The sequence below is a fragment of the Candidatus Nitrohelix vancouverensis genome (assembly GCA_015698305.1).
Taxonomy (GTDB): Bacteria; Nitrospinota; Nitrospinia; order Nitrospinales; family VA-1; genus Nitrohelix; species Nitrohelix vancouverensis.
In genome coordinates, this window is record CP048620.1 from 1801597 (window position 1) to 1825518 (window position 23922).

At 49.4% G+C, this 23922-nt stretch carries 20 protein-coding genes; 7 read left to right on the top strand and 13 right to left on the bottom strand.

Annotated elements, in window-relative coordinates; all coding sequences use genetic code 11:
• Window positions 1–7 precede the first annotated feature (7 nt).
• The 3 genes from cas2 to cas9 are packed head-to-tail and all read right to left on the bottom strand — an operon-like array spanning window position 8 to window position 4376.
• Window positions 8–346, bottom strand: a complete 339-nt coding sequence (cas2, locus tag G3M78_08295; protein QPJ66807.1) for a CRISPR-associated endonuclease Cas2 — start codon at window positions 344–346, stop codon at window positions 8–10.
• Complete coding sequence (gene cas1, locus G3M78_08300; protein QPJ65391.1) at window positions 343–1254, bottom strand: type II CRISPR-associated endonuclease Cas1; 912 nt, start codon at window positions 1252–1254, stop codon at window positions 343–345. The genes cas2 and cas1 overlap by 4 nt, the downstream gene beginning before the upstream one ends.
• Window positions 1251–4376 (bottom strand): type II CRISPR RNA-guided endonuclease Cas9, encoded by a 3126-nt coding sequence (gene cas9, locus G3M78_08305; protein QPJ65392.1) that lies wholly within the window; start codon window positions 4374–4376, stop codon window positions 1251–1253. Before cas9 ends, cas1 begins: the two co-directional genes overlap by 4 nt.
• A gap of 354 nt (window positions 4377–4730) precedes the next feature.
• On the opposite strand from cas9, the gene G3M78_08310 reads away from it, so the two are divergent.
• Both G3M78_08310 and G3M78_08315 read left to right on the top strand, forming a co-directional pair.
• The gene (locus G3M78_08310; GenBank protein QPJ65393.1) at window positions 4731–6305 is read left to right on the top strand and encodes an ABC-F family ATP-binding cassette domain-containing protein; all 1575 of its coding nucleotides are present in this window, start codon (window positions 4731–4733) and stop codon (window positions 6303–6305) included.
• A 351-nt stretch (window positions 6306–6656) separates the two neighbouring features.
• Window positions 6657–7715, top strand: coding sequence for a DUF1698 domain-containing protein (locus G3M78_08315; protein ID QPJ65394.1), 1059 nt, complete (start codon window positions 6657–6659; stop codon window positions 7713–7715).
• Between the two features lie 80 nt (window positions 7716–7795).
• Here the strand turns inward: G3M78_08315 and G3M78_08320 are convergent, their stop codons facing one another.
• Window positions 7796–9394, bottom strand: a complete 1599-nt coding sequence (locus G3M78_08320; GenBank protein QPJ65395.1) for a hypothetical protein — start codon at window positions 9392–9394, stop codon at window positions 7796–7798.
• A gap of 703 nt (window positions 9395–10097) precedes the next feature.
• Between G3M78_08320 and G3M78_08325 the strand changes: the two genes are divergently transcribed.
• Window positions 10098–10265, top strand: coding sequence for a hypothetical protein (locus G3M78_08325; GenBank protein ID QPJ65396.1), 168 nt, complete (start codon window positions 10098–10100; stop codon window positions 10263–10265).
• Between the two features lie 115 nt (window positions 10266–10380).
• On the opposite strand, the gene ygiD is transcribed toward G3M78_08325, so the two are convergent.
• The 3 genes from ygiD to G3M78_08340 form a co-directional block, all read right to left on the bottom strand.
• The gene (gene ygiD, locus G3M78_08330; GenBank protein QPJ66808.1) at window positions 10381–11157 is read right to left on the bottom strand and encodes a 4,5-DOPA dioxygenase extradiol; all 777 of its coding nucleotides are present in this window, start codon (window positions 11155–11157) and stop codon (window positions 10381–10383) included.
• A gap of 83 nt (window positions 11158–11240) precedes the next feature.
• On the bottom strand, window positions 11241–12056 hold the full coding sequence (locus G3M78_08335) for a hypothetical protein (protein QPJ65397.1): 816 nt from the start codon (window positions 12054–12056) through the stop codon (window positions 11241–11243).
• Between the two features lie 54 nt (window positions 12057–12110).
• Window positions 12111–12581 carry a DoxX family protein gene (locus G3M78_08340; GenBank protein ID QPJ65398.1) on the bottom strand — a complete coding sequence of 157 codons (471 nt, stop codon included), beginning with the start codon at window positions 12579–12581 and terminating at the stop codon, window positions 12111–12113.
• 250 nt (window positions 12582–12831) lie between these two features.
• Between G3M78_08340 and G3M78_08345 the strand changes: the two genes are divergently transcribed.
• Entirely contained in the window at window positions 12832–14415 is a 1584-nt protein-coding gene (locus tag G3M78_08345) for an AAA domain-containing protein (protein ID QPJ66809.1), read from the top strand.
• 54 nt (window positions 14416–14469) lie between these two features.
• Here G3M78_08345 and G3M78_08350 read toward each other — a convergent pair whose 3' ends face one another.
• Complete coding sequence (locus G3M78_08350) at window positions 14470–15315, bottom strand: cytochrome C-554 (GenBank protein QPJ66810.1); 846 nt, start codon at window positions 15313–15315, stop codon at window positions 14470–14472.
• A 179-nt stretch (window positions 15316–15494) separates the two neighbouring features.
• Here G3M78_08350 and G3M78_08355 point away from each other — a divergent pair, with 179 nt between their 5' ends.
• The 3 genes from G3M78_08355 (at window position 15495) to G3M78_08365 (ending at window position 19015) form a co-directional block, all read left to right on the top strand.
• On the top strand, window positions 15495–16379 hold the full coding sequence (locus tag G3M78_08355) for a LysR family transcriptional regulator (protein QPJ65399.1): 885 nt from the start codon (window positions 15495–15497) through the stop codon (window positions 16377–16379).
• A gap of 257 nt (window positions 16380–16636) precedes the next feature.
• Entirely contained in the window at window positions 16637–17989 is a 1353-nt protein-coding gene (gene nhaA, locus G3M78_08360; protein ID QPJ65400.1) for a Na+/H+ antiporter NhaA, read from the top strand.
• Window positions 17990–18007: 18 nt separating this feature from the next.
• Complete coding sequence (locus G3M78_08365; protein QPJ65401.1) at window positions 18008–19015, top strand: amidoligase enzyme; 1008 nt, start codon at window positions 18008–18010, stop codon at window positions 19013–19015.
• A 159-nt stretch (window positions 19016–19174) separates the two neighbouring features.
• Here G3M78_08365 and G3M78_08370 read toward each other — a convergent pair whose 3' ends face one another.
• From G3M78_08370 to modA, 5 genes are all read right to left on the bottom strand, one after another.
• Window positions 19175–19651, bottom strand: a complete 477-nt coding sequence (locus G3M78_08370; protein QPJ65402.1) for a peptidylprolyl isomerase — start codon at window positions 19649–19651, stop codon at window positions 19175–19177.
• A 276-nt stretch (window positions 19652–19927) separates the two neighbouring features.
• Entirely contained in the window at window positions 19928–21016 is a 1089-nt protein-coding gene (gene modC, locus G3M78_08375) for a molybdenum ABC transporter ATP-binding protein (GenBank protein QPJ65403.1), read from the bottom strand.
• Window positions 21017–21046: 30 nt separating this feature from the next.
• Window positions 21047–22303 (bottom strand): porin, encoded by a 1257-nt coding sequence (locus tag G3M78_08380; GenBank protein QPJ65404.1) that lies wholly within the window; start codon window positions 22301–22303, stop codon window positions 21047–21049.
• 21 nt (window positions 22304–22324) lie between these two features.
• Complete coding sequence (modB, locus tag G3M78_08385; GenBank protein QPJ65405.1) at window positions 22325–23005, bottom strand: molybdate ABC transporter permease subunit; 681 nt, start codon at window positions 23003–23005, stop codon at window positions 22325–22327.
• Between the two features lie 40 nt (window positions 23006–23045).
• A complete protein-coding gene (gene modA, locus G3M78_08390) occupies window positions 23046–23864 on the bottom strand; it encodes a molybdate ABC transporter substrate-binding protein (protein QPJ65406.1) in 819 nt (272 codons plus the stop codon).
• Between the last annotated feature and the right edge of the window lie 58 nt (window positions 23865–23922).

Genomic DNA, 23922 nt, shown 5'->3' on the forward strand with positions numbered 1-23922 from the left:
TTCTTTATCAGAATAGAGTGAATTGTCCCGGATTTTCCTGCGCCGGGTTTTTCTTCTTGCCGTTGAAGGTCCTCATATTTTCATATTGCTTGTCCGTGAAGCATAGAATATGCACTTTCCCGTATTCGGGAAGGTTTTGCTCCACTCTTTTAATGTGAACTTCGGCCATTTCCTTTCCTGAACAAAAACGCTGATAGACTGAATACTGCGCCATTTCAAATCCGTGGTCGAGCAGGTAATTGCGAAAACTCGAGGCTTGTTTTCGTTGATAGGCGGTGTGCGTCGGCAGATCGAAGAGAACTTGTATCCACATAAAGCGATAACCGGACAAGGGTTTGCGATTCATTCCAGACTGGCCCATTCGATTGGAAGCGGCGTTTGAGGCAGATCGAGGTCTGCCGACTTGGTTTCAAAACTGCGCGCAAGGGATTGTGCGAGTTTGATGAAGCCGTTTGAGAGGGTGCGTATGCCGTCGCTATAGGCCAGCTCAAAATCCAAAAGACCTGCTAGCTGTTTTTTAATTTCGGGACTGACTTTTTCCACGCCCTGCGTGAACCAGTGTTTGACGGCGCAATCGACGATGGGGCGGAAAGGTTCCATGAGGTCGTCGGCAAGACAAAAAGCATTCGACTGGTTGCGGTGGTGCAGTCCCAGCGCGGGATGGAAGCCGGATATGGAGATGGCGCGCGCGGCGCTGGCGCGTATGATGGCGTATCCGTAATTGAGTAAATTATTGGGCGGGTCGCCTTCGGGGTCTCTGCGAAAATCTTCGTTGAACAATTGCGGCCAATAGCGACGCGCGGACTGGGCTTCGAGATTATCGGGGTCTCCTGACTGCACCCTTCGCGCAAAGGAATAGAGGACTTCGTCTTTTCTGCCGATGGCTTCCAGTACGGCGGCCTGGTTTTCTATTTTGGCGCGCACCAGCGTTTGCCACAGTCGCTTTTTGAGCGGGAGGGTGGCGTTGATTTGCTGGTGTAAGCGTTTGGGGTGCTGATGGTGCGGGGCGACGGGTAGAACCATGCCCTTGGGATGATAATTGGCGCCGCAGAAGATGACGGAGCAGTTTTCATCGACCAGCGTGTTGACGGCGTTGGTGGAGATAGTGGAGCCGGGGCCGCTCAAGATCAACACGGCAATATCCGCTAATGGGACCCTGCCTCGCTCGACCTTCTCCCGGCTGACGATTAAAAATCCGCGATGCACATGGATGTATTGACCGGCTTCGGAAATTTCAACAATGCGCTGGTTCATAAGAGCGGCCCCGAGTCTTTTATTCTGCCAAGAATATCCACATGAATGAGGCGGGCCTCTTTTATTTTAAAACTGTTAAAAGTTAGATTAATTTCCTTCTTATTTTTGCCAGCGTCCTGAATGGCTGTCAGTTTAATCTGTAAGTTTGAAGGCTTTAAACTAAAGACCCGCCCCGTAAATAATTTCCCTTTTTCTCTCACTCGCATAATATCCCCCTTATGCAGGGTGGCGAGGAGCTTTGCCGCCGGGTGGGGGCGCAGGTTTTGCGCATCGACGTTATTGATTTTGAATTTGTTCCAGGTTTCGAAGTGGATGGAGCTTCCATCGACATTGCTTATATGAAGCGCTGTGGGTTGTGCTGGTCTGCGTTTTTCGTCGTAAGTGACGCCTGTGGGAATTTTCCAGATGCAGATGCAGTGGTTCTGTCCGGGGATCAGCGCTTTTCTGTGGATGGGATTGTGTTTCGGATGTTCGACGATGAAGCAGGATTGATCTTTTTTAAGGACGCGCGCGCGTTTTTGTCCGGTACGATTGGAGTAATCTTGCAGAATTCCCTGAATACTTTTTTCATCGACATCCTGAATAGCTTCTTCCAGTTCTGCGCTGAGTTCGCGGTTTTGCAGATGTTTGATTTCCCCCGTACTTAAAGAGACCAGTGGTTTGCGGATGACCAGATTGAAGCCCTGCTCTTTCTCCCAGGGGCTGGGGTTGTCGATGATGGAGTAGGCGGTTTCTTCGTGTAGCTTCCCGGCCTTGCGGTGATCGGGTTTATGGTGGACGTTGATGGATAAAATCTTTTTGCGCGCTTCTTCTATAAAACCCTCCCAGGGTTCCTGAACGATCAGGCGTCCATTGCCTTTTTCTTCGGACACTCTGGTTTCATCCATGATTTTTTTTAGATATTTTTCGTCGGCAATACCGACGATGAGGGCATCGATGGCATGGTGCCGGTGGTCGTCGCGGTTCTTGGCGTTCTTGTCATTGAGGATTTCGTTCAGGTGCAGGATGTTGCGAATGAGCGCTGTGGTTCTGCCTTGAGAGACGCGGATTTTTTTGCAGACATGGCGAAGGTACTGGCAGGCAATGCGCGACAGGTAGCGGGTGTCGTTCAATTGACGGTCGAGGAATTGGTCTTCGTCTGCGAAGCGTTCCATCGCGTCGGGCAGGAAGCGCCAACTCTTGTTGCCGGGGAGGTCGCGAGAGCGCCAGAGGATAGCGCTGTAGTCGTATCCTTTTGGATTGTTTCCAAAGGCGTCAAAGGGCGAGCGATTGCCTTTGAGCTGGTTGGCGTTTTTATAGGCGATGGTCAGGTTGCTGGAATTATTGGCGAGGGTTTTGGAGCGAGGGAGGATGTGTTCGATTTCCACATCGTTTCCGTTGAACAATTGGGTGATGCTGATGGCTTTGCCTGTGTAGGGGCAGAGGCGATCGTTGACATTGGAGCCGAGTTCCTCCCAAAGCCTGTACTTGATGCGATTGTCGCGAGTGTTTTCTATATTTTCATCAGCCAGTCTCTGGGCGATGCGTTCGTTATCTTTCTGGTTTTTAAATTGTTCTTTGGAAATTTCTTCTCGTTCCTTCTTCCCTGCTTTGATGTCCCGGGCAAGTTCGATTATGATTTCTTCGGGGGGGCCGTAGCTTTTGATGACGGCGTTGACTAGTTTCTGTAATTGCTTCAAGCCGACATGAACGGTGGGGTTGCCGATCTTGCCCCATTTTTTGACTTCATTGTCTGTTTCCAGTTCGGGGTCGGCGCCGACGACAGCCATGGGCAATAATTTACCGTAATACTCGAGGGTGCTGGACAGGGATTCCGGCCTGAAGTCGCTATGGTGAAAACCCAGTTTTTCCACCGCTTGATCGTAGCGAAGGTTTTCGGCGCGCATGAGAGCGACGAGCGCCTGGCAAACGTCTTTGCAGAATCGTCCGTAGCCTGTGACGAATTCGTCTTCGGGAGATATTTCTGCGAGACGTTTTGCGGTTTCATGATCGACATTCCATTCGGCTTCGGCTTTGTTAGCCAACTCGCCTTCATCTTCGATGTTGAGTAGGGCTAGAACGATTTCGTCCTGCTGGTCGTCGGAGAGTTCGTTCCATTTGTTTCCGAAGTATTCTTTTTTAGACAGAAGGGCGCCGGTGGGGCAGGTTTTCAGGCCTTTGCGGCGTTCGGATTCCAAATTCATCTGAGCGGATTCGGGGAGTTTCAGTTTCTTTTTCATATCCTGAAGCGACAGGTCGGATTTACGCTTGACCATGGTTTCCCAGAGGCGTTCGCGTTGATCTGGGCTGAGGGGGTGTTTGATGCCTTGTTCGTCGATCCATTTGAGATTGCCCAAGTCCTGGAGAATGGAAAATTTCTGGTAGCTGGGAAGCGCTCTTGGGGCGCGTTCCTTGTCGTTCATGAAAACGCAACGACCGACTTCCTGTGGTTTGAGCGGGCGTTGATGAAATATGACTTCCCTGATTTTTTCCCAGCTTTCGCCGGAGAGAAGTTTCTTGTGATGTGTTTGCTGGATATCGCGGATAAGGTCGAATTCGTGTTCGTACATTTCGCGCTTAGGGTAAAGCAGTTCCCCTTCTCTGGCGCGTACGCCGCGACCTGATTTATGTAATTCGAAAAGGTATTGCCCCAGCGTTGTGTTTTCTCCCATTGTTTTGATTTCAGCTTGCAGACCTTCCATCAAAGGGGTGATGGTTTTGGCTCCCTCCTTTTTGGAGTCCTTGCGATTGCTTTTGTAGCCGCGACGGTGAATGAGGTGATAGAGTGCGCGTCCCAGTTCGTTGGGCGTTAATTTTTCCTGTACGGCGCGGGAGCGTAGTTCGTAGGGGTCGAGGCCTTCCAGTTGTTTGCGCTTCGCTTTATCTTCGGGCATCAGTCCACAGGCGACTAGCAGGTTCATCAGCACGCGGCGGCGTTTGAGGTAGCGGTCCCGTCTTCTGCGGGCGCTGCGATGTTTGGTTCTGTCTTTCGCGAGGGATTCCTGACTTTTAGGTTCGCGACTGTCGGGGAATATCCCGGAACCGCATGAAATGATGGACTGGGGTCTGGTGTTTTTGTTCAGTTCCAGAAGACAATGACCCAATGAGTTGGTGCCCAGATCAAGACTCAATCGGTATTTCATGCGGTTCTCCCTATGGAAATAGAAGTTGATTTTCGGAAAACCTATGTTATCATAAGTTTTGTTGTCGGAAACTATTTAGCAGATAGGAAATTGGGAAATTTCAACCGGTAACAAGATACGTCCTTCGGGACGGACAAAAGTTTAAGAGTTCGCTACGGCGGACTCTTTTTTTTTTGCGCGTTTTTGATCTGTCTTGAATTTCAATAGTTGGTTTGGAGTTCGGGTTCTGCTATACTCTAAAGTATTGGCTTGAAATTAGGCGTGGGTCTTCTCGTTGTTCCCCCTCATTTTCATTTTCCTTAATTGCGGCTTATAACTTTCGTTATAGGTCTTTTTCTATTTCACACACCGATCATGATCATTGCGAATAATCTTGAAAAATCGTTTGGCCCTCAAACCTTGTTTGACGGGGTTTCTTTTCTTATCAACAAGGGCGAGCGGGTGGGCCTGGTGGGGAAGAACGGAACGGGCAAATCGACTCTTTTTAAAATGATTCTTGGTAAGGAAAGCCCGGATTCCGGGACTTTGACGACGCCCAAGGATTACAAGATTGGAGCTTTGGAGCAGATCATCCGTTTCACGCAACCGACGGTGTTGAAGGAGTGCGTGAGCGCATTGAGTCCTGAAAAGCAATGGGAGCAATACAAGGCGGAGATCATTTTGTCGGGCCTGGGTTTCACGGAGGCGGATTTTCACAAGGATCCGGGGACCTTCAGCGGCGGTTATCAGGTGCGCATCAATTTGTGTAAGGCCTTGTTGGCTAATCCGAATATGTTGTTGCTGGACGAGCCGACCAACTATCTCGATATTCTTTCGCTTCGCTGGCTCAAGGATTATTTGAATAAATGGCCGGGTGAGATGATCCTCATCACGCATGATCGTGATTTTATGGACAAGGTTTCGACGCACACGCTGGGCTTGCATCGCAAGCAGGCGAAGAAGGTGGCGGGCGATACGATCAAGTTTTACGAGCAGATCATTCAGGAGGAGGAGGCTTACGAGCAGACGCGCCAGAATCTGGAGAGCAAGCGCAAGGAGATGCAACTGCTGGTGGATCGTTTTCGCGCGAAAGCGTCTAAGGCGACGATGGCGCAGTCGCGATTGAAAATGATGGAAAAAATGGGAACGATGGAAAAGCTGAGCGCGGAAAAGAATCTGGGTTTTCGTTTCAACCATCAGCATTGTCCAGGCAAGACCTTGATGAATATCGAAAACCTGTCATTTTCTTATGGCGGCAAATCGGAGCATAATATTTTCTCGGACCTGTCTTTTACAATCGGTCGAGAGGATCGGATCGGCATCATCGGCGCGAACGGCAAGGGGAAATCGACTTTGCTGAATTGTATGGCTGGCGAGTTGACGCCGACTTCGGGCTCGATTGTCAGTCATCCTTCTTTGGCGACGGGGCATTTCGGGCAGACGAATATCGACCGGCTTGATCCTCAGAACAAGGTGATTGACGAGATCATTCGTTCGAACCCGAATCTGAGTTTGCAGGCGGCGCACAGCATTTGCGGGGCGATGATGTTTGAGGGGGATTTGGGAAAGAAGAAGGTGAGCGTTCTTTCGGGCGGCGAGAGAAGCCGCGTGTTGTTGGGCAAGATCATTTCTCACCCAACGAATCTCCTGTTATTGGATGAGCCGTCGCATCACCTCGATGTTGAATCGATTGAAGCGTTGATCGAGGAGTTGAACGATTATCCGGGCGCGCTGGTGATTGTGACTCACTCTGAGCTTATCTTGAAAACCCTTGCGACGAATCTGATTATTTTTCATCAGGGCCGGGCTGAATATTTTCATGGCGGCTACGATGAGTTTCTTGAAAAGGTCGGCTGGGAAGGCGAGCCGACGGTCGAGAAGAAACAAAAATCCAAGATCAATAAAAAGGAAGCGCGCCGCTTGCGCGCTTTGGAACGACAAAAAGTCTGAGCGCGTTGCGTTCGTTAAAAAAACTTCATTTTATTTTTCCTTCCCTGACGCTCTATGCAGGCGTCCCCCTCTCTTGTAATACAAGCGATTTTTCAACTCCTTTTCCTGGCAATCTCTTTCTTATATTTGATGTGATGAGCAGTCCCTCCAGGGTTTTCTTTTCCCAAGTGTGAAATAATGATTCCTTTTAGGCTATAGTGGCGGCGGATTATTCCGATGATTTCTACAGGTCGGATGGATTGACTGACTGACTGAATTATTATTCGTGGGCGAGTCGACGGCAGAGATGTGCCAAAGATCGCTAAATGAGAAGATGTTGCGCAGAACGATTTATCAATTGAGATTTTTTATATGAAACTTGGAAAATTATTGCAGGCTCAGGTGGGTTTTCCCAAATACATCAACGCAAAGCTGAAACGCTTGAGGGGACGAATCGCCATTGTCGGAACAAGAACCGCGGCTGAGGCGTTGTTGAGGGCGATCGATTTAGGCGGAATCAACTTCCTTGGTATTTATGAAGTAGATCCGGATTATAAACCAGGACATGAGCTTTTGGGGCATAAGGTCAAGCCGCTCACAAATCTTGCCCGTCTGAAGCCCACGGATACGATTGTCATCGCTTCCAGTCAGGAGGCTGAGGTGTTGTACGAGACGATCCATCAGATAGAGAATATTTCCAGAGCGAAAGTGATTCATTTCAAAAGTCTGATGGACGTCTATATGCTCCACGATGAATTGCACGACCTGCTCAAATTTGATTTTGGCGAATTTCTTTTCTGGGATGGTTTGTTTCTTGAAAAAAATTGGCATCCCTTGCCGCCAAAGGTCAGTTTCAAAAATAAAATCGTTCTTGAGTTGGGGCCGTATGAAGGCAATCAAACGGTCATGCTGGCGCGGCAGAATCCAGCCAAGATCATCGCCATAGAAAGTCGTCCAATCAATTATGCGAAGACGTCGCTCATACGGTCCATGTACAATTTTCAAAATTTTGAATTGATTTTGGGGGACATGCACCTGTTCCCTCAGTTGGTCAAAGACAAGATCGATATCATTTTCTGTTCCGGGGTTCTCTATCACTCATCGAAGCCATGGTGGTTGCTGGAGAATTGCTTGAAGCATGCGGATACGGTGGTTGTGAGCGGTCATGTTTCTTCCGCTGAATCGACGCATGCGATGGGATTTCAGACAATCGAACTGGAAAGCGGTTCTTATGAGTTTGAAATTCAGCCAGAGTTTGGCTGGGAGGATAACCGTTCAGGGGTCGCTACAACGAGCCTGTGGTTCAAAGAGGAGGACCTGATTCGTTTTGCAAAATATTATGGATTCAATTTTAAAAAATACGACTCGACTGTGAACAAGACGGGTCTGTGGATATCGGCGGTTCTGAAACGAATAAAAAAACGCCGGTAACAATTACTTCAATCTGTCAATGGGGCCTTCCGCTCCTCGAATCATATTCTTTTTTAAAGGCGATTCTCCGCGAGTAACGCTCATTCCTTTGTGAAAGCAGACTGCGCATCAGGAGCGAGGGAAACCGTCATCTGTGTGAATGGAATCGTAAGATTGTGCTTGTTGCAAGCGTCAACCAGGGCATTATTGATTTCTCTTTTCAGGGAATAATGTCGATCCGCCAGGGCGCCGGAGAACTCAGCGAGGATGAACAGATCGAGAGAACTGGCGCTGGCCTGGCTGAACTGGACCTTGAGGTACTTCATGGCAGGCGGTTGCGATTCCAGCATGTCTTTGAATGTTTCCTTTAGATGCGAGTGAAACAAATCCGGCAGTTCTTCGCAGATGCGGTCTTGCACAGCGTAGTCCAGACCGAAAGTGACTCCAACCATAAAACCTGACGAGAGATTGCGTGGTTTCAGCGTTAAGAACTCCGGGGTCAGATAGGTTTTTCTGGATTCATAGTACTTCAAGATCACCTGCTCTGGAGTTTGGCTGGCGACCTGGCCAAAAATACTTTCGTCGACCAGAATCCAATCGCCGACCTTGCAGGGAAACCAATCTTCCTCCTTTACAAATTGTCTAGAAGATAACCCTATCAGTTTGTTGACGGGAACGCGAATCATCCCCCCGTCCAGTCGCGGGTTGTGCAGTTTCGCGTGGAGCCCGATTTCCTTGACGAGCCAGGGAATGCCTTCGTAGAAGATGCGCTCCCCTTCGCGTACGGAACTCAGGTTCAATGTCAGTTTCAATTCCTGAATGAATCGTGGAATGAATTGTCTAGACGTCCAGCCAATCGCCGCAAGTATCAAAAGTAAGAGACTCAGCAAGAGCCAGTCGTTGACCAGGTAAAGACTGAACAAACTGGCCGAAAATGCGATGAGAAAAATAACAAGCAGGTAAATTGTTTTAATGAACTTGCGCGTGGATCGTTTGATTTTATTCAGAAACTGAGTTCGCGTTTCAACCACGCTGTACGCAAACAGGAGCGCCCAGAACACGCCGACCAGCAGAACGAAAGCGATGATGAGATTACGCCCGCGGACGCTCATGAATTCGGAAAGAGAAGAGGCGACGACTGAAACCAGATCGCCGTCGACATCCTTAAGATTCATCAGGGAGCGTTGAGCTTCTTCCAACTCCAGTTTCAACATCTCTGGGTTGTAGCGGTCTTTCAGGGTAGATAGATCGTCTTTGTACTTCTGCTTGATTTCAGAAATCGAGATGAGATTTCTTTTTTCCTTTTCAATCAAATCGCTTACATCCGAAGCGTTGATCTGAAGCGTTTCCAGGCTTAAAATATTCTTTCGCGCAATTTCGTAGGTCGAAATTCGAGACGTCAGCGTTTCAATTTCCGCTTTGAGATTATCGATTCTTCTGGGCCGTTCGGTGAATTCCCTCAAGGAATTTAAAATGGGCCGGGTGATATTTTGTAGCTCTTCGAGCCATTCCGTTTGTCGATGAGGCGCGGGAAACTTTTCCTTGGGGATTTGGGTCGCAAGCGCTTCATAATTTTCATTCAGGCGGTCCAATCGACTCTGAATCGCGCCTATGCGATCGATCATTTCTTTCGATGGATTTTCCCCATCTAATTTTTTCAGTTCTTTTTGCAGGAGCAACTTTTGTTTTATAAGTTGCATTAATTGATATTGGATTTTGTCCACAGGACGGGGGATGGCTTGTTTTCCCCCGTTTTTATGCCCGTTATCAGCCCAGATTGGCGCGACTGAAAAAATCAAAAAAACGACGATGCTAAGATTAAGAAAATATTTCACGTTTGAAAGAAACTCCCTGGGTGTTTTCTGTGTATGCATTCAGAGTCTGTGGGCGAGCATTGTCCTGTTATGGGAAAAGCCCTGCCAAACGCAACGGGTCAATCTGAAGTCCCTGAAATTACATACTATAATCGTTTTTTGTGATTTCCTCCAGAGCGAATCCATTGCTGATGGGTGTGATTTTTCGAAAGGTTCCGATGGATCATCGGGCGAGCGTTCTGGCTCCCATGCATTGATATGATGAGATTGCTTGCAGAGCCGAAAGGTCATATTTAACCCCATCGGGAGCTCATTCAGTGGTATCATAGGAATACTGAGTTTAATTTTTTCGAATCGATTCCTGATGAAACCTTGTGTTTTATTCCCGCCGATTCGGGGTTAAGGATCGAATGCTTCTGGCTTGAGGTGGGTATTTGCGTATGATTTTCCGACCCGTCGCCCCATTTGTGGGACCCCAGACGGGTCGAACCATAGGATATTGAAGTCTTCTCTCCGGCAAGGTTTGGCGTTGCCGGTCTTTTTTTAATCTGAAATAACCAATCCTTGAACCTCAAAGGAAACGTCTATTATGTATCAGGTAAAAGTTTTTGATCGTTCTGGTAATTTAAAGAAGGTGATCTCGGTCAAGGCCTTGAACAAGCGGTCGGACAAGCTCATAGAAAGCCCTTCTTTATTTAAGAAAAATCGCGGCGCTGCAAAAGCCGCAGACAAAACAACCGAAGGCAAAGCGTCCTAGCAGATCAGGGCGCCGTCCTTCGCGGTTGTTGCAAAAAAGCCCATCCCTTCCTTGTTCAATCCCCCCTCTGCCGATCATACATTCCAGCGTTTATAACCACGAAGCAGGGGTTGTTTCAAACGCTTGGACATCCCACCAGCACGCCGCGCATGGACGCGCTTTGAGAAGCGATGCCTTCGACCGGAAAGGTGATGCGCTCGCCCTGTTCCTGCATGGCAATGATGTAAATGAGCGGAATGAAATGCTCCGGAGTCGGCGCCGCCAGACGCGCGATTTCCCCCAACGATTCAAATTCCAATATGCTTTGATGATCGCCTTTGAGCAGGAACTGTTTGATGGTTTCGTCGAATTCGACCGCCCACTCCAGCGGCGCGTCATCGGCGTTGAAACTGAAATGTTTGAGGTTGTGGACAATGTTGCCACTACCTATTACCAGCACCCCTTCGTCTCTTAACGATTTCAGTTCCTGGCCGATTTGATAATGCGCTTGCGGCGACAGGTCCCGGTTCAAGCTCAGTTGCAGGACGGGGATATTCGCGTCCGGGAACATGCGTGTCAGCAAGCCCCAGGAGCCATGATCCAGACCCCAGTTGTAGTCCAGGCAGATGCGTGTTGTCGAGACGAGCGATTGGATCCTGCGAGCCAGTTCGGGATCGCCTTGTGCGGGATATTGAACGTCGAACAGCGCTTGCGGAAAGGCGCCGAAGTCGTGAATCGTCGGCGGCTCCTCCATGGCTGTGACATAAGTGCCATGGGTCTCCCAATGCGCCGAGATGAGCAGAAGGGCGCGGGGTTTGGGGAGACTGTTGCCTAATAAGTTCCATGATTTAGTGTAGAGATTATCTTCGATCACATTCATGGGACTGCCATGCCCGAGGAAGAGTACGGGCATGCGTCGATGAGTTGATGTCTTATTTGTATTCATGATCGTCAATGCTCATTAGAGAGTTTCTCTCAATTACGATGAGATGATTTTTAAAATTTCAAGACGAAGTCGTATTGTCCGATCAGGCTGTCAGTGATCTGGCCGGATGGGTCGGGTTGAAAATCGACGACCAGGCTGTCTTGTTCTTCGCGGGTCATGCGCGAATCCCTCAAAATATAATCCTTGGAATTCAGAATCTGTATGAAATCGTTGTCGGGAATTTTATCTCCCTTGAAATACAACTGAGTCACGAGTTGGGGAATGCCCGGCGCGCTGACCATGAAATGCAAGTGCGGCGGACGAAACCAGCCGTCTTTGAGGTCGACAGGATAAAACCCGGGAACAACGGTCTTGAACAGATAGCGTCCTCGTTTGTCGGTGATGCTACGACCCCAGTATTGGAAGTTTGCATCGTGTTCCCTGTCGATCCATTCCCCGGTTTTGGGATGTTGAAAGCGCGGCGTGTCGGTGTCGCCGCGATGGTTGTAGCGTCCCGTAGAAGAAGCGTTCCATAAAATGATGACGGCGCCGGGCTGGGGAACCAGTTCCTTGCCATCTTGAAACAACACGCGCCCCTTGACATAGACCGTCTGTCCCATGGCGCGCCCTTCGTTTCCAATGATAGAGGTCAGGTTGTTGTCGTTCGCCTCGCTGATGGGGAGACGAAAATCCAGATTTTCGCGAATTTCGTGGACCGGATCTCCCTCATCTGGAAAAAAAGGCCCCAGCGTTTGTCTGGGGGTGACGAGTTGAGCGGCCTGTCCAAATGCAGAACCTGCCGCCAGTGTTCCTGCGGCGACTCCCAACGCGCTCAGACTACTTTTTAAAAAACTTCTCCTGGAAAAAAAGTCGCTGTGTCGTTTCATAATATGCCTCGTTATAAAGAGAGTGAGTCCGCTCGCTGTTCGAGTGGATGTTGTTCAGGCGTTCGTTCGTTTGAAGAAGGTTTCCAATATCCATTTGTCGAAAGAAAGTTTTCCGCCGCCGGAGACGACCAGCGCCGCCGCCATGCCAATGGCAAGGATGTGATACTCAAAACCTTCACCCGCCTGCTTGCCGGACCAGTTCATGAAAAAACCATTATTCCAATGCGCCATGAACATGGCGCCCAGCATGATCATCGATATGCTGGCGGCGCAGAAACGAGTCATGAATCCAATGATCAATCCGATCGCGCCAAAAAATTCACCCATGATGACAAGAAAAGCGATGACCATCGGGACGCCCATGTTCTGGGTGAAAAATCCAAGGGTGTCTTCAAAGCCGTGGCCGCCAAACCAGCCGAGCAATTTTTGCGCTCCGTGGGGCAAAATAACTATTCCCAGCGCCACCCGCAGGATCAGAGGGGGGATGAGGTCGTCGCTTTCAAGCAGTTTGTTTAAAAAATTCATGATTGTGTCTCCGCCCGTTCTAATAGTTTAAGTTAATCTGACAATAGGTAAAGCAAAGCCTGTGCCAAATCGCTCTTGTGAGTGAAAGCATTTATTTATAATAGTTTATTTGCTATTTAATGGAATGTGATTTCAACTGTATACCGTGTTTAAACGGTATTATGTTTTAATTTCAACGAAAAACCGTTATTATGTTGGAATGAACGGCCCGATTAAAGACAGCCAGCAACTGATTCATCAGTTCAACAATATGAGGGAGTTGCTGTTGGCAATGCCGCAGGAGAGAAACCTGTCCACCCTGCTGGAAATGGTGGTTGGCAAGACGGTTGACGATCCTTATTTGATGCTCACTCGTATTTGGCTGATCCGTCCCGGCGACAGATGCGATTCCTGTCCTCTGCGTGAGGTCTGCATTGACCAGACCCGGTGCCTGCACCTGGTCGCGCAAAAATACAGCCTGGAATTTGATCCCGGGACCGCAGAACTGGAGGATGATTACATTCGTATTCCACTGAGTGTGGGAAAAGTAGGGCGCTGTGCGGTGACCGGAGAGACTGAGGATGCGACAAATATAGAGGAAGATTTCGAGAGAACTATCTCGCGAAACTGGGCGGACAAAAACGGCGCGACTGGTATGGCGGCTCTGCCGCTTGTTTTTCATGGCAAGGTGCTTGGCGTTTTTGGAACCGTGATGTGGCGTGATGTGGAGGTGGAAGGGGAGGGCTTATTCTGGGGAAGACTGGTGGCGGACAATCTTGCGGGTGCGATCGTCAATGCGGAAGCGTTTGAAAAAATTGAAAGCCTGAACAAACAATTGGAAGACGATTTTGAATATCTAAGCCAGGAGCTTGTGGAGTCTCAGGCTTTTGGCGACATCATCGGTCAAAGTCCGGCCTTGAACACAATGGGGCGAAAGATTGAGATGGTCGCCGACACCGAGGCGAATGTATTGATAACGGGTGAGTCCGGAACGGGTAAGGAGTTGGTGGCGCGGGAAATTCATCAGAGAAGCCGACGCTCGCGGCGCCCTCTGATCAAGGTCAACTGCGCCTCTATCCCAAAGGACTTATATGAAAGTGAATTTTTTGGTCATGTGAGGGGAGCGTTCACCGGAGCGATTCAGGACCGCAAGGGACGCTTTGAACTTGCCAATGGAGGAACCCTGTTCCTCGATGAAGTGGGCGAAATTCCTCTGGAAGTTCAGAGCAAGTTGTTGAGAGTCTTGCAAGAAGGCGAGTATGAACGCTTGGGCGATGAGCGCACGAAGACGACCGATGTGCGTATTCTTGCCGCAACCAATCGGGAATTGAAACAGGATGTACAGAAGGGATTATTCCGCCAGGATTTATATTATCGCCTGAATGTATTTCAAATTGAATTGCCGCCGCTGAAGGAGAGACCGGAGGATATCCCCCTGCTGGTGAATCATTTCATAGGCCTGGCTGAGAAGCGGTTCAACAAACAAATCAAGCCGGTTTCTTCGCGTCAAATGGCCCGATTGCAAAAGTACGATTGGCCCGGCAATATCCGGGAACTTCAGAATTTGGTGGAGCGGGCGATCATCACTGCGCATTCTGGAAAGTTGAAATTTGATATTCCAGATTCCGACCCGGATCGGGATGTTGAGATTGCGAATGATCTCCCCCAGCCCCAAGCGATCCTTTCTGAAAATGAAATGAAGCGCAGGGAGAAAGAAAATATCCTGCTCGCATTGGAGCGTTGCGGCGGAAAAATTTACGGGACAGAGGGAGCCGCAAATCTATTGGGCGTCAAGCCGACGACGCTGGCGACGCGCATTCAGGCCATGGGTCTCAAGAAAAAATACGTTAAATGAAACGATGCCCGGCCTGCTCGGAAGCGGAGGCCGGGTACGGTTCCTATCCGTAGATCACTCTTCTTGATAGCGAAACGTTTTCTTTTTCCTGTCGTAAGGCATACTGCTTTTTTGAAACCGCAGTCGTCCTTTTTTAACGATAAAGTTTTCTATCTCCAGCGGCTTTGTTTCTGATATCGCCACCTCGTCGTTTCTTTCTTTGATATGCTCGAGTTTCTGGTCCTGATTGTCTTCAGACCAGTACGTGTCCACCGGGTGGACGTGTTTGACCCTTTCCTTAAAATCAAATTTATATTTTTCGTGCACTTCCGGCTGGAACGGCGTTTTGGAATGCGTGTGACAGCGGGTACAGGCGTTTTCATAATCCCAGCGCTGACCGTATTGTTCGGTGTCCGATTTGCTGAACTTGCCGCGCGTTGATTTCATGATAGCGCGAAGGTGCCTGCCTCCCGCGACGGAATGACACATCTCACAACCCACCTGCTCCTTGTTGGGTTCCTCGGGATCAATACGCGTGCTAATGTCCCTGCCCTTTCGGCTCTTGGTTCCTGCGGGTCTGAATCCGCCGCTCTGGCGGTAGCCCGTTGTATGGCATCGGAGGCAAAGGGGACTGCTTGTGTAATCTTTTTCAGGATCCAGATTCACTCTCTTTTTGGCCTCAGCGCGTTGCCCGGGCTTTAGCAATTGGTAGGTCTTGCCGTGCGGAGAATTTTTCCAAGCCTTGTAGTAAGGATCATGGCAACTGCCGTTGCATTTGGTGGAGCCGACATAGCGCGGTCGCTTGCGCAAGGTTTTAACCAGTTTTTTGGTTTTCCTCTTCTTGATGCCCAGTTTTTTTACGAAGGCCTCTTCTTCTTCCGTCAATTCTATTTTTTTCTTGCTCCTCGCTTCCGCTTTCATGTCTGGAAATACAAATACCGAAAGCATGGAAAAGATCAATACTAAAAAGAGTGATTTGGAATTCATTATTTTTTTTTGTTTGGTTAGTAATTTTTGAAGTAGGGTGGCATAGCTTTTAATTAAAATAAAATTGATTTATAATTATATTTATATAATTAAAAATCTATCTATAGAGGATCATGAGAAATCTTCCAAATTTCAATCATCTGTATTATTTCTGGATCATTGCCAGAGAAGGTTCCATCAAGAAAGCAGGGCAGAAGCTCAATCTCACTCAACCGGGGCTGAGCGGGCAGTTGAAAAGTCTTGAAGATTATTTCGGAAAAAAATTATTTGACCGGAAGATACGTAAGTTGGTTCTTAACGATGCGGGTCGGGTGGCGCTCGAGTATTGCAGTAATATTTTCAGCCTTGCCGAGGAGATGGAATACGCGGTCAAACAAATTCAGCCCAAAAAACAAACGCTGGTGCGCGTTGGCGTTCTCCCCTCGTTGTCGGCGACGCATATTCATGAATTCGTTGTTCCCTTGTGGAAGGATAAAACCGTATTGGTGAGCGTGGTCGAAAACAATCTGGACGAATTGTTGTTTCAACTCGAAAGCAAGAATCTGGAAATCGTGCTCAGCGATCGCGAGGTGCCTCATAAAAGGCGCTTGTTCAGCTTTCGACTGCGCCCGCGGAGGATCATTGCGGTTGGAAATCATGAGTTTGCCTCTGCCAGGAAAAATTTTCCAGCATCCCTGAATCATCTTCCAATGATTCAGTTGACCGAGCACAGCCAGATCCATGACGAAATTCAACGTTATTTTGCGCGTCATAAAATAAAACCTCAGATCGTTGGCGAAGCGGACGATGTGACCTTGCTTCGCCTGGCGGCTATTCAGGGGCATGGGGTTGCGGTGCTTCCAGAGAATACCGCAAACGAGGCGATCGCTCAGGGTTTGCTGATCAGGTTGGGGGAATTGAAGAATGTGAAGTCGGACATGTGGGCGTTAGCGAGCGCCGATTCAAAAAAAATAAAAATCGTTGAAAAAACAATCAACCGATTTCTGTCGAAAGTTTAGTCGATCCTTCATTCGTCTGCTGGCAAAGGGGTGATCGCACAGAGTCATTCTGTTATATCAATGAATTGTTATGAGCCCGTTTAAGCTGTAATAAAGGGATGACGCAGGCCGTCGACTTGTTTTTTGTTCGATGCAATGTCATGCTAATGGGAGTCGCCTGTTGATGTGACATTCGCGTCGCTAAATTTTACGCCGTGTTTTTGTGTTGTTTAATTTAAAAATTTTTTTATTTTTCTAACGTTTTTTTCTGATCTCTTATGAATGACGTCTCTTTAAATCCCGTTGAAAAGAAAGTGGCGAGAATGCTTTCGCCGTTCGAAAAATTCATTGAAAGCCAAACCTCTACGGGACTACTGCTTGCGGGCGCCACCTGCCTGGCAATGGTGTTTGCGAATTCGGATATGAACCGCATGTATCGTGAAGTGATTCTTACCGATGTGGGGCTTCTTGTTGGGTCCAGTCAGTTCACCATGTCGCTTGAAGAGTGGGTGGGAAGCGGTTTCATGGCCTTGTTTTTCTTTCTCCTTGGTCTGGAATTAAAACGCGAGTGTCTGGCGGGTGAAATGCAAAACCCGCGTCAGATTGGCATTGTCTTAAGCGCTGCTTTAGGCGGGATGGTTCTCCCTGCACTGATCTATTATCTGACCAATCTCGATTCGGGTTATCAGCAGGGCTGGGCGATTGCCATGGCGACGGACACCGCTTTCGCGCTGGGAGCCTTGGCATTTTTTGCGCGCAAGGTGAGCCGCGAGCTTTTTGTATTCTTGACGGGACTGGCGATATTTGACGACTTGGGCGCCATCACGGTGATCGCTGTTTATTATACGGAGTCGCTTCATCTGGAAGCTTTGCTAAGAGCCGGGGCGGTCCTTGTATTATTGATCGGCATGAATATTTCCGGCGTGCGCGCCGCATGGGCGTATTTTATCCTGGGTCTTGTTTTATGGATGTTCGTTCATGAATCCGGCGTCCATGCGACGGTTGCAGGGGTGCTTGTTGCCTTGACCATCCCGGCGCGTCCGAGTCTGCAATCGGGTCGGTTTGTTCAGCGGGTGCGCAAGTTGATTTCAAAATTTGAACGGAGACAGGAATCGGAAAATGAAGTTTTATCGGATCAAAAGCAGAGCGGTCTGATGCTGAATATTGAGGAGGTCGCTCGCCAGGCGTCGACTCCGCTCCAACGCTGGGAAACGAAACTGGAAAACCCGATTGCTTTGGTCGTCCTTCCCGTTTTCGCCTTGTGTAGTGCGGGGATCCGTCTGTCGGACCAGGATCTTGGGAGCGTGTTGAGTTCGTTCGTCTCTCTTGGAATCATCGGAGGGTTGGTCGTGGGAAAACCGCTTGGCATATTTCTTTTTAGCAAAGCGGCGGTTAAACTGGGCCTGGGTTCTCTGCCTGAGGGCATGGGCAACAAGGAGTTGCTTGGCGTTGGCTTGTTGGCGGGAATGGGTTTTACGATGTCGATATTCATCGCCATGCTGGCGTTTAAAGGGCAGCCTTTACTGATAGAAGAAGCAAAACTGGCGATCCTGATTTCAACCTTTCTGTCCGGGTTATTGGGCATTCTCTGGTTGGCGTTGGCTACCAGAAATCGTATCGATTCGAATTAATAAGAAAGTGTATTCATTATGAAAAATTCATTCATTCAACCGCCGCGATTACTCAATGATTCTGGTGAGATGCGAAAAGTAGGATTTGAACTGGAATTCGCCGCGCAGGATTGCTTGATGATCGCTGAAAAGGTTCGGGAAATTTATGGCGGTGATCTTGAAAAGCTGAATCAGCATTATTACAAAATTATTGATACGGATTTGGGAGATTTTTCCGTTCAACTGGATACGCAAATTGTTCATCCGGACAATGTCGATCCTAACGGAAGCGAGGCCGGCGTCATTGACAATTTTTTCAATGTTGAAGCAAAGGAAAAGTTGTGCGAGTTGATTGGGGATGTTGGAAAGGTTGTGGTGCCTTACGAAGTGGTCACCGCTCCGATCCCTTTGGACCGTTTGGATGAATTGAATGTTTTGATCGAGGCCTTGCAAGCTCTGGGCGCAGAAGGGACTGATGAATCTTTTTTTTACGCTTTTGGCGTGCATATCAATCCAGAAGCCCCTTCTTTAAAATCAGAGTCGATACTGCGCCATTTGCAGGCGTTTCTCCTGCTCAGCGATTGGTTGCATGAAGTCATGAATATCGATCTGGCTCGTCGGATTTCTCCTTATATCAACACCTTTCCGCGATCCTATGCGAAGCGGGTTCTGTCTCCAGGCTATACGCCAGATAGGGATCAATTGATCGAAGATTATTTAGCGGAGAACCCGACCCGGAATCGGGAGTTGGATTTTCTACCGTTGTTCACGCATGTGGAGGCCGATTTCGTTCAGGAACGATTGGACGACGGATTGACGTCAGCCCGCCCGACCTATCATTACCGGCTTCCCGATTGTCGTTTGAACGACGCGGACTGGAGTTTGTCTCTGGAATGGAATTTCTGGGTTCAAGTGGAGCGCCTTGCAGACGATCCTGTTGCCTTGCGAACGCTTGGCGACGCCTATCTTGAGCATTTTGAAACATTGATTCCCGGAGATTGGGGAATTGAGGTTGAGAAATGGATGGAACAAAAAAACGATCGTTGATTAGCAGCTTTAGTCGAACGAGTTCTGCAGGAAGAAAAAAGGGCGCCGCCTTTAACTTGAAAGGGGCGCCCTGAATGTTTCGGTGATCTTTAAGGCTCGGTGTTGCAATGCAAGGAGCGTCAGTCGCTCAATTCACAGGCCGTGGCCCGGCCGTTGTCCTTAATGATGCGAGTGTCCATCGTGCACGTGTCCGTGCTCCAATTCCTCTTGCGTCGCATCTCGAACTCCAAGGATTTCCACGTTAAAGTGGAGCGTCTCACCTGCCAGAGGGTGGTTCCCGTTGACGTTGACCTGATCGCCTTCAATACTTTCCACGTTGAAGACATGCTCCCTGCCATCGAGATCGGCTGAAAATTGCATATTCGGTTTGATATCGACATCTTTGGGGAAATTGGTGCGCGCAATTTGCAATTTCAGCTCGGGAATAGGTTCCCCATAGCCTTTTTCGGGAGAGACAGTCACTTCTTTTTTGTCTCCAACTCCCAACCCTTCAATAGCTTCCTCCAGCCCGGGCACGATATTTCCCGCCCCGTGCAAATAATTCAAAGGTTCTTCGGTTTCGGTCCTGCCAAGCTCCGTTCCCTCTGAATCTTTCAAGGTATAGCTCATGGTTACAACGTCATTTTTTTTAATCACTAGGTATCTCCTAATATATTCTCAGAATCCTGCCATTATAAATCACCGTTCAGAAATTGAAACCGATATTATCCCTTTGATTATGAAAAATACAAGTGATCTCTGTTAGTTCCACCACGAAGTTCTTTGATAAGGGGCGTCTGATAAGGAATTAACGTTTTATGAATATATTAATTTTTTATCTAATTGAAGATAGTTTTGAAGAAAATCTGAAAATTTACCATGAGACGCACTGAATTTATTCAGTCGATGGCGCTAGAGATCATGAATGGAAGATCATTCGATATCGTACACCGTTCGCAGAGCCTTGATATTTGCATAGACTTTCTGCCCAACACTCAGTTTCAATAGCTCCAGGGATTTTCGGGTGATGGTTGCCAGAAGCGGACTGCCAACGTCGAGCTTGATATCGACGGTTGCTTCCTTCGCCGAAGCGTTTGAGATTTCCTGAATCACCGCCGGAAGCGTGTTCAAAACGCTGGTCTGCTCAGACAGGGGGGATGTGGTCAGGAACACATCCGATGCATGTATATGAATACGAAGTCGACTTCCAACCGGCGCATCCTGATGCGGAGCGTACAGGGTGTGTTCACCCGTTTGCAGAAGGGTCAGCTTGTATTCGTCGTCTTGCTCCATGACGGTGGCGTCGAGGACCGCGCCTACCATGGCGGAGCCAACATGTTTCTTCAGGCCGACGCTGGAGAACACCTCGGCGATGGGGCCGGTTGCGATGATCCGCCCGCGATCCAGCATCACCATGGTGTCGACCAGCTGCAGGACTTCATTGAGCGAGTGGGTGACGTAGATGACGGGAATATTCAGGGTCTCCTGCATGCGCTGGAAATAGGGGAGGATTTCCTGTTTTCTTGCGGCGTCGAGCGCGGCGAGCGGTTCGTCCATGAGCAGTAATTGCGGTTGCGTGAGCAAGGCTCTGCCAACGGCGACGCGTTGTTTTTCTCCGCCTGAGAGTTGTCGCGGGCGCGCTTGCAGTAACCGGCGCAGATCCAGAATGTCGATGATCTGATCGTAGCTGTCGGTCTTGGAAGATCGACGTTTCATTCCGTAGCGAAGATTTCCCTCAACGTTTAAATGAGCGAACAGTCGGGCATCCTGAAAGACGTAGCCGATGGGTCGTTCGCTGGCGCTCAAAAACAGTCCCCGTCTTTCGTCCTGCCACACGGTATCGCCAACCTGCATGAATCCGTCGTCGGCGCGAGTCAGTCCGGACAGACAGCGTAGCAGGGTGGTTTTGCCGCAACCGGAAGGGCCGAAGACAGCGGTGAATCCCTCCAGGGGAATATCGATATCGGCCTTGAGAGCGAAGTCGGGAAATGAAACATCAAATTTTGCGGTCAAACGATTCATGGATAGGATTCAATCAAAGTGTCGATTGCCTTAAAAGAAAACCTGCGCCCGCGCCTGAATGATGTTCAGGTTGAGGTTGTCTGCGATCGGATCGGTATTGGCGTGTTGATAATTGAGCTGAAATCTGATTTTGGGGTTGACGTACCAGTTGACCGAAGCGCCATAGTTCTCTTGTTGTCCGCCTGTGATCGGGCGGTCGTTCAGGTCGATGAAACTGTAACGAAACGCGACTTCCCAGGCGCCCGGTCCGCCATCTCCAAAATTCTTGTTGGGGACGATCATTCCAAACTTCCCCTTGCTGGGGCTGTAATTGCGGTTCTCGCCGGTGAGAAACCAGGAGGCGAGAACGTAACCGCCATCCAACTGAGCGTTGGCGTTTTGCGTCCGCTCGATGTTGTGAATCATGTACTCCCCTTGCAGAGACAACGCTCCCAGGAATTGCGCCCACTCGAAGCCAATGGTGGTGAAATGGTCTATGTTGGAGATTGTGCCTGTATTGACGGTTCGGATCGAAGTCACATGCGATTCGGGTCGGCTGTCGATGGTCGCGCTACTTGTTGCATCCTGGGGAACGCGGTAGGTTCCGGACACTCCCAGATGCATGGAATTGCCGAAAGGGGAAAGCGTGGCGCGGGCCGTGGTTCCGTGGCCTTCGCCTTTCACCCGGTTATCTCCGACGCCCTCGCCAAATCCGCCGACGGCAACTGTCCAGTTGGCGCCGTTGAAACTCGCCTGCAGACCTAAGTTGCGGCCTGGAACGAATGCGTTTGCCAGCGAACGTTCCATGAAGGGATGGTATTTGGAACTGCTTAGTTCCTCCAGACTGAAGGGTTCCTTGAAATGACCGATTTTAAAATTGGTATTCCTGATGCCGTAATAACCCAGCCAGGAATCGTTGAGGCTCACTGCGTTTCCTGAATAATCCATACCAAGCGCAAATCTCCAGTGACGGTACAATCGTCCTTCCAACTCCAGCCGGACCCGGCGCACTTCAGCTCCATCTCCGAAGCGGGTGTTTTCATCGTAAAAGGCGGCGTCGGTTTGAATGCGTCCGCCAACCTTCAAACGAAAATCATCGCCTTTTTTGCCAAACTCAAAACCCTTGGAATTTTTTTGCGATGCCTCCTGCTCGCGTTTCTTTTTCAATTGCTCGTATTGTTCGGCGCTGATCGTGCGATTGTCCCGCAGGACTTCAAGCAGATCATCGTTTGCATGCACGCCTGTCGCGAGGCAAAGGAGTAGGGCCGGGATGAAAATGAAGCTGAGGATACTTGGATTTTTGTTCATAGGAGTTCCCTGTTAGCGGCGTTAGACATGTACCGGCAAGCGCCGATTGATTATGTAAACAATGAGAAGAACAAGAAATGAAAAAATAAGAAGCCCTGCGGATAGCAGGTGAGCGTTGCCGTAATCAAGAGTTTCTACCTTCTCATAGATTTCTATCGAGATCACTTTGGTTTCGCCGGGAATGCTCCCTCCGACCATCAGCACGACGCCGAATTCTCCGAGCGTGTGGGCGAACCCCAAGACCAGCGCGGTGACGTAGCCGCGAATCGCCAGCGGCGAAGCGACGGTCCAGAAGGCGTCCCATTTGGAGGCGCCCAGCGTCCATGCGGCTTCGAGCGGTTCCTTCCCCACCGCCTCGAAGGAACTGTGCAGGGGTTGAACGACGAAGGGAAGCGAATAAATGGAAGACGCGATGACCAGCCCGGTAAAACTGAAAGACAAAGGCGCGCCAGTAGCAGCGCTGAAGGGGCCGCCCAGCCATCCGTTCGGCCCCAATAAAATCAGCAGGTAAAATCCAAGAACGGTCGGCGGTAGCACCAGCGGCAGGGCCACCACGGCTTCGATGTAGGGTCGGTAACGCGAGCGCGTGTGCGCCAGCCACCAGGCGATGGGGATGCCGATGACGAGTAGTAGAGCGACGGTGGCAGAAGCCAGCTTCAGGGTCAGGAAGACAGCCTGAAAATCGAGTTGAGAAGTATTCATACCAGGCCTTTAATGCGCAACGAATCTGATGGCTGAGTTTTCATTTCAAACCGTATCCGTATCGTTTGATAATATCTTGCGCTGTGTCGCTTTTCAGGAATTTCCACAATGCCTGAGTTGCAGGGTTCTCTGCGCCTCGGTTGAGTATGACGACATCCTGCCGCAAGGGATCGTGAAAAGTTTCAGGAACATCCCAGCGGTTGTTTCTATCGAACGCGTTTGATGGATCCAGAATTTGCGAGAGAGAGACGAAACCGAGTTCCGCGTTTTGCGACGCGACGAATTGAAAGGTCTGTCCTATATTTTCTCCTTGCACCAGTCGCGTTCGAATCGAGTCCCAGAGTCCCATTTTTATCAGGGTTTGCATCGCCGCCAGCCCGTAAGGCGCGGTCTTTGGATTGGCGATGGCCAGATGAGAAAAGTTTCCAATCCTTAAAACCGCATCCGCTTCACTCGCTTGTATATCATTTTTCAGGCTCCACAAGGAAATTCTTCCGGCGGCATAGGTGATCAGTGATCCTGCGACGGCTTTCCCCTGATCGACAAGGAGGCGCGGTCGTTGCTGGTCGGCGGAGAGGAACAGATCGAAAGGCGCGCCGTGGATAATCTGCGCATAGAGTTTTCCCGTCGATCCCGCGACGATCTGAACGCTGTGGCCGCTTTGTTTTTCAAAGGAGCGAACGATTTCACTGAAGGGATTATGGAAATTCGAAGCCACCGCCGCTCGGGTGGATTCGGCATGGACAAAGGGCAGGTCCGAACCGAGGATTGTCAGCAGTATGACAATGCATTGGAGAGAGGCGATCGGGATTGATTTGCATTGGTTCATTGTTTGCGGATTCTGAATGCGATGTTTCATTATGTTTCTTTATACATAACGACGTGCCGCTATGTTTTCATAAGCATAGCGATGAAGT

Bases quoted from the DNA above. Each gene is read 5' to 3' on its own strand.
- G3M78_08325 (QPJ65396.1), top strand. From the start codon at position 10,098: ATGTATCAGGTAAAAGTTTTTGATCGTTCTGGTAATTTAAAGAAGGTG.
- nhaA (QPJ65400.1), top strand. From the start codon at position 16,637: ATGAATGACGTCTCTTTAAATCCCGTTGAAAAGAAAGTGGCGAGAATG.
- G3M78_08340 (QPJ65398.1), bottom strand. From the start codon at position 12,581: ATGAATTTTTTAAACAAACTGCTTGAAAGCGACGACCTCATCCCCCCT.
- G3M78_08315 (QPJ65394.1), top strand. From the start codon at position 6,657: ATGAAACTTGGAAAATTATTGCAGGCTCAGGTGGGTTTTCCCAAATAC.
- G3M78_08350 (QPJ66810.1), bottom strand. From the start codon at position 15,315: ATGAAAGCGGAAGCGAGGAGCAAGAAAAAAATAGAATTGACGGAAGAA.
- G3M78_08355 (QPJ65399.1), top strand. From the start codon at position 15,495: ATGAGAAATCTTCCAAATTTCAATCATCTGTATTATTTCTGGATCATT.
- G3M78_08365 (QPJ65401.1), top strand. From the start codon at position 18,008: ATGAAAAATTCATTCATTCAACCGCCGCGATTACTCAATGATTCTGGT.
- G3M78_08335 (QPJ65397.1), bottom strand. From the start codon at position 12,056: ATGAAACGACACAGCGACTTTTTTTCCAGGAGAAGTTTTTTAAAAAGT.
- ygiD (QPJ66808.1), bottom strand. From the start codon at position 11,157: ATGCCCGTACTCTTCCTCGGGCATGGCAGTCCCATGAATGTGATCGAA.
- G3M78_08320 (QPJ65395.1), bottom strand. From the start codon at position 9,394: ATGCAACTTATAAAACAAAAGTTGCTCCTGCAAAAAGAACTGAAAAAA.
- cas1 (QPJ65391.1), bottom strand. From the start codon at position 1,254: ATGAACCAGCGCATTGTTGAAATTTCCGAAGCCGGTCAATACATCCAT.
- modA (QPJ65406.1), bottom strand. From the start codon at position 23,864: ATGAAACATCGCATTCAGAATCCGCAAACAATGAACCAATGCAAATCA.
- cas2 (QPJ66807.1), bottom strand. From the start codon at position 346: ATGAATCGCAAACCCTTGTCCGGTTATCGCTTTATGTGGATACAAGTT.
- G3M78_08310 (QPJ65393.1), top strand. From the start codon at position 4,731: ATGATCATTGCGAATAATCTTGAAAAATCGTTTGGCCCTCAAACCTTG.
- G3M78_08345 (QPJ66809.1), top strand. From the start codon at position 12,832: ATGAGGGAGTTGCTGTTGGCAATGCCGCAGGAGAGAAACCTGTCCACC.
- modC (QPJ65403.1), bottom strand. From the start codon at position 21,016: ATGAATCGTTTGACCGCAAAATTTGATGTTTCATTTCCCGACTTCGCT.
- G3M78_08380 (QPJ65404.1), bottom strand. From the start codon at position 22,303: ATGAACAAAAATCCAAGTATCCTCAGCTTCATTTTCATCCCGGCCCTA.
- cas9 (QPJ65392.1), bottom strand. From the start codon at position 4,376: ATGAAATACCGATTGAGTCTTGATCTGGGCACCAACTCATTGGGTCAT.
- modB (QPJ65405.1), bottom strand. From the start codon at position 23,005: ATGAATACTTCTCAACTCGATTTTCAGGCTGTCTTCCTGACCCTGAAG.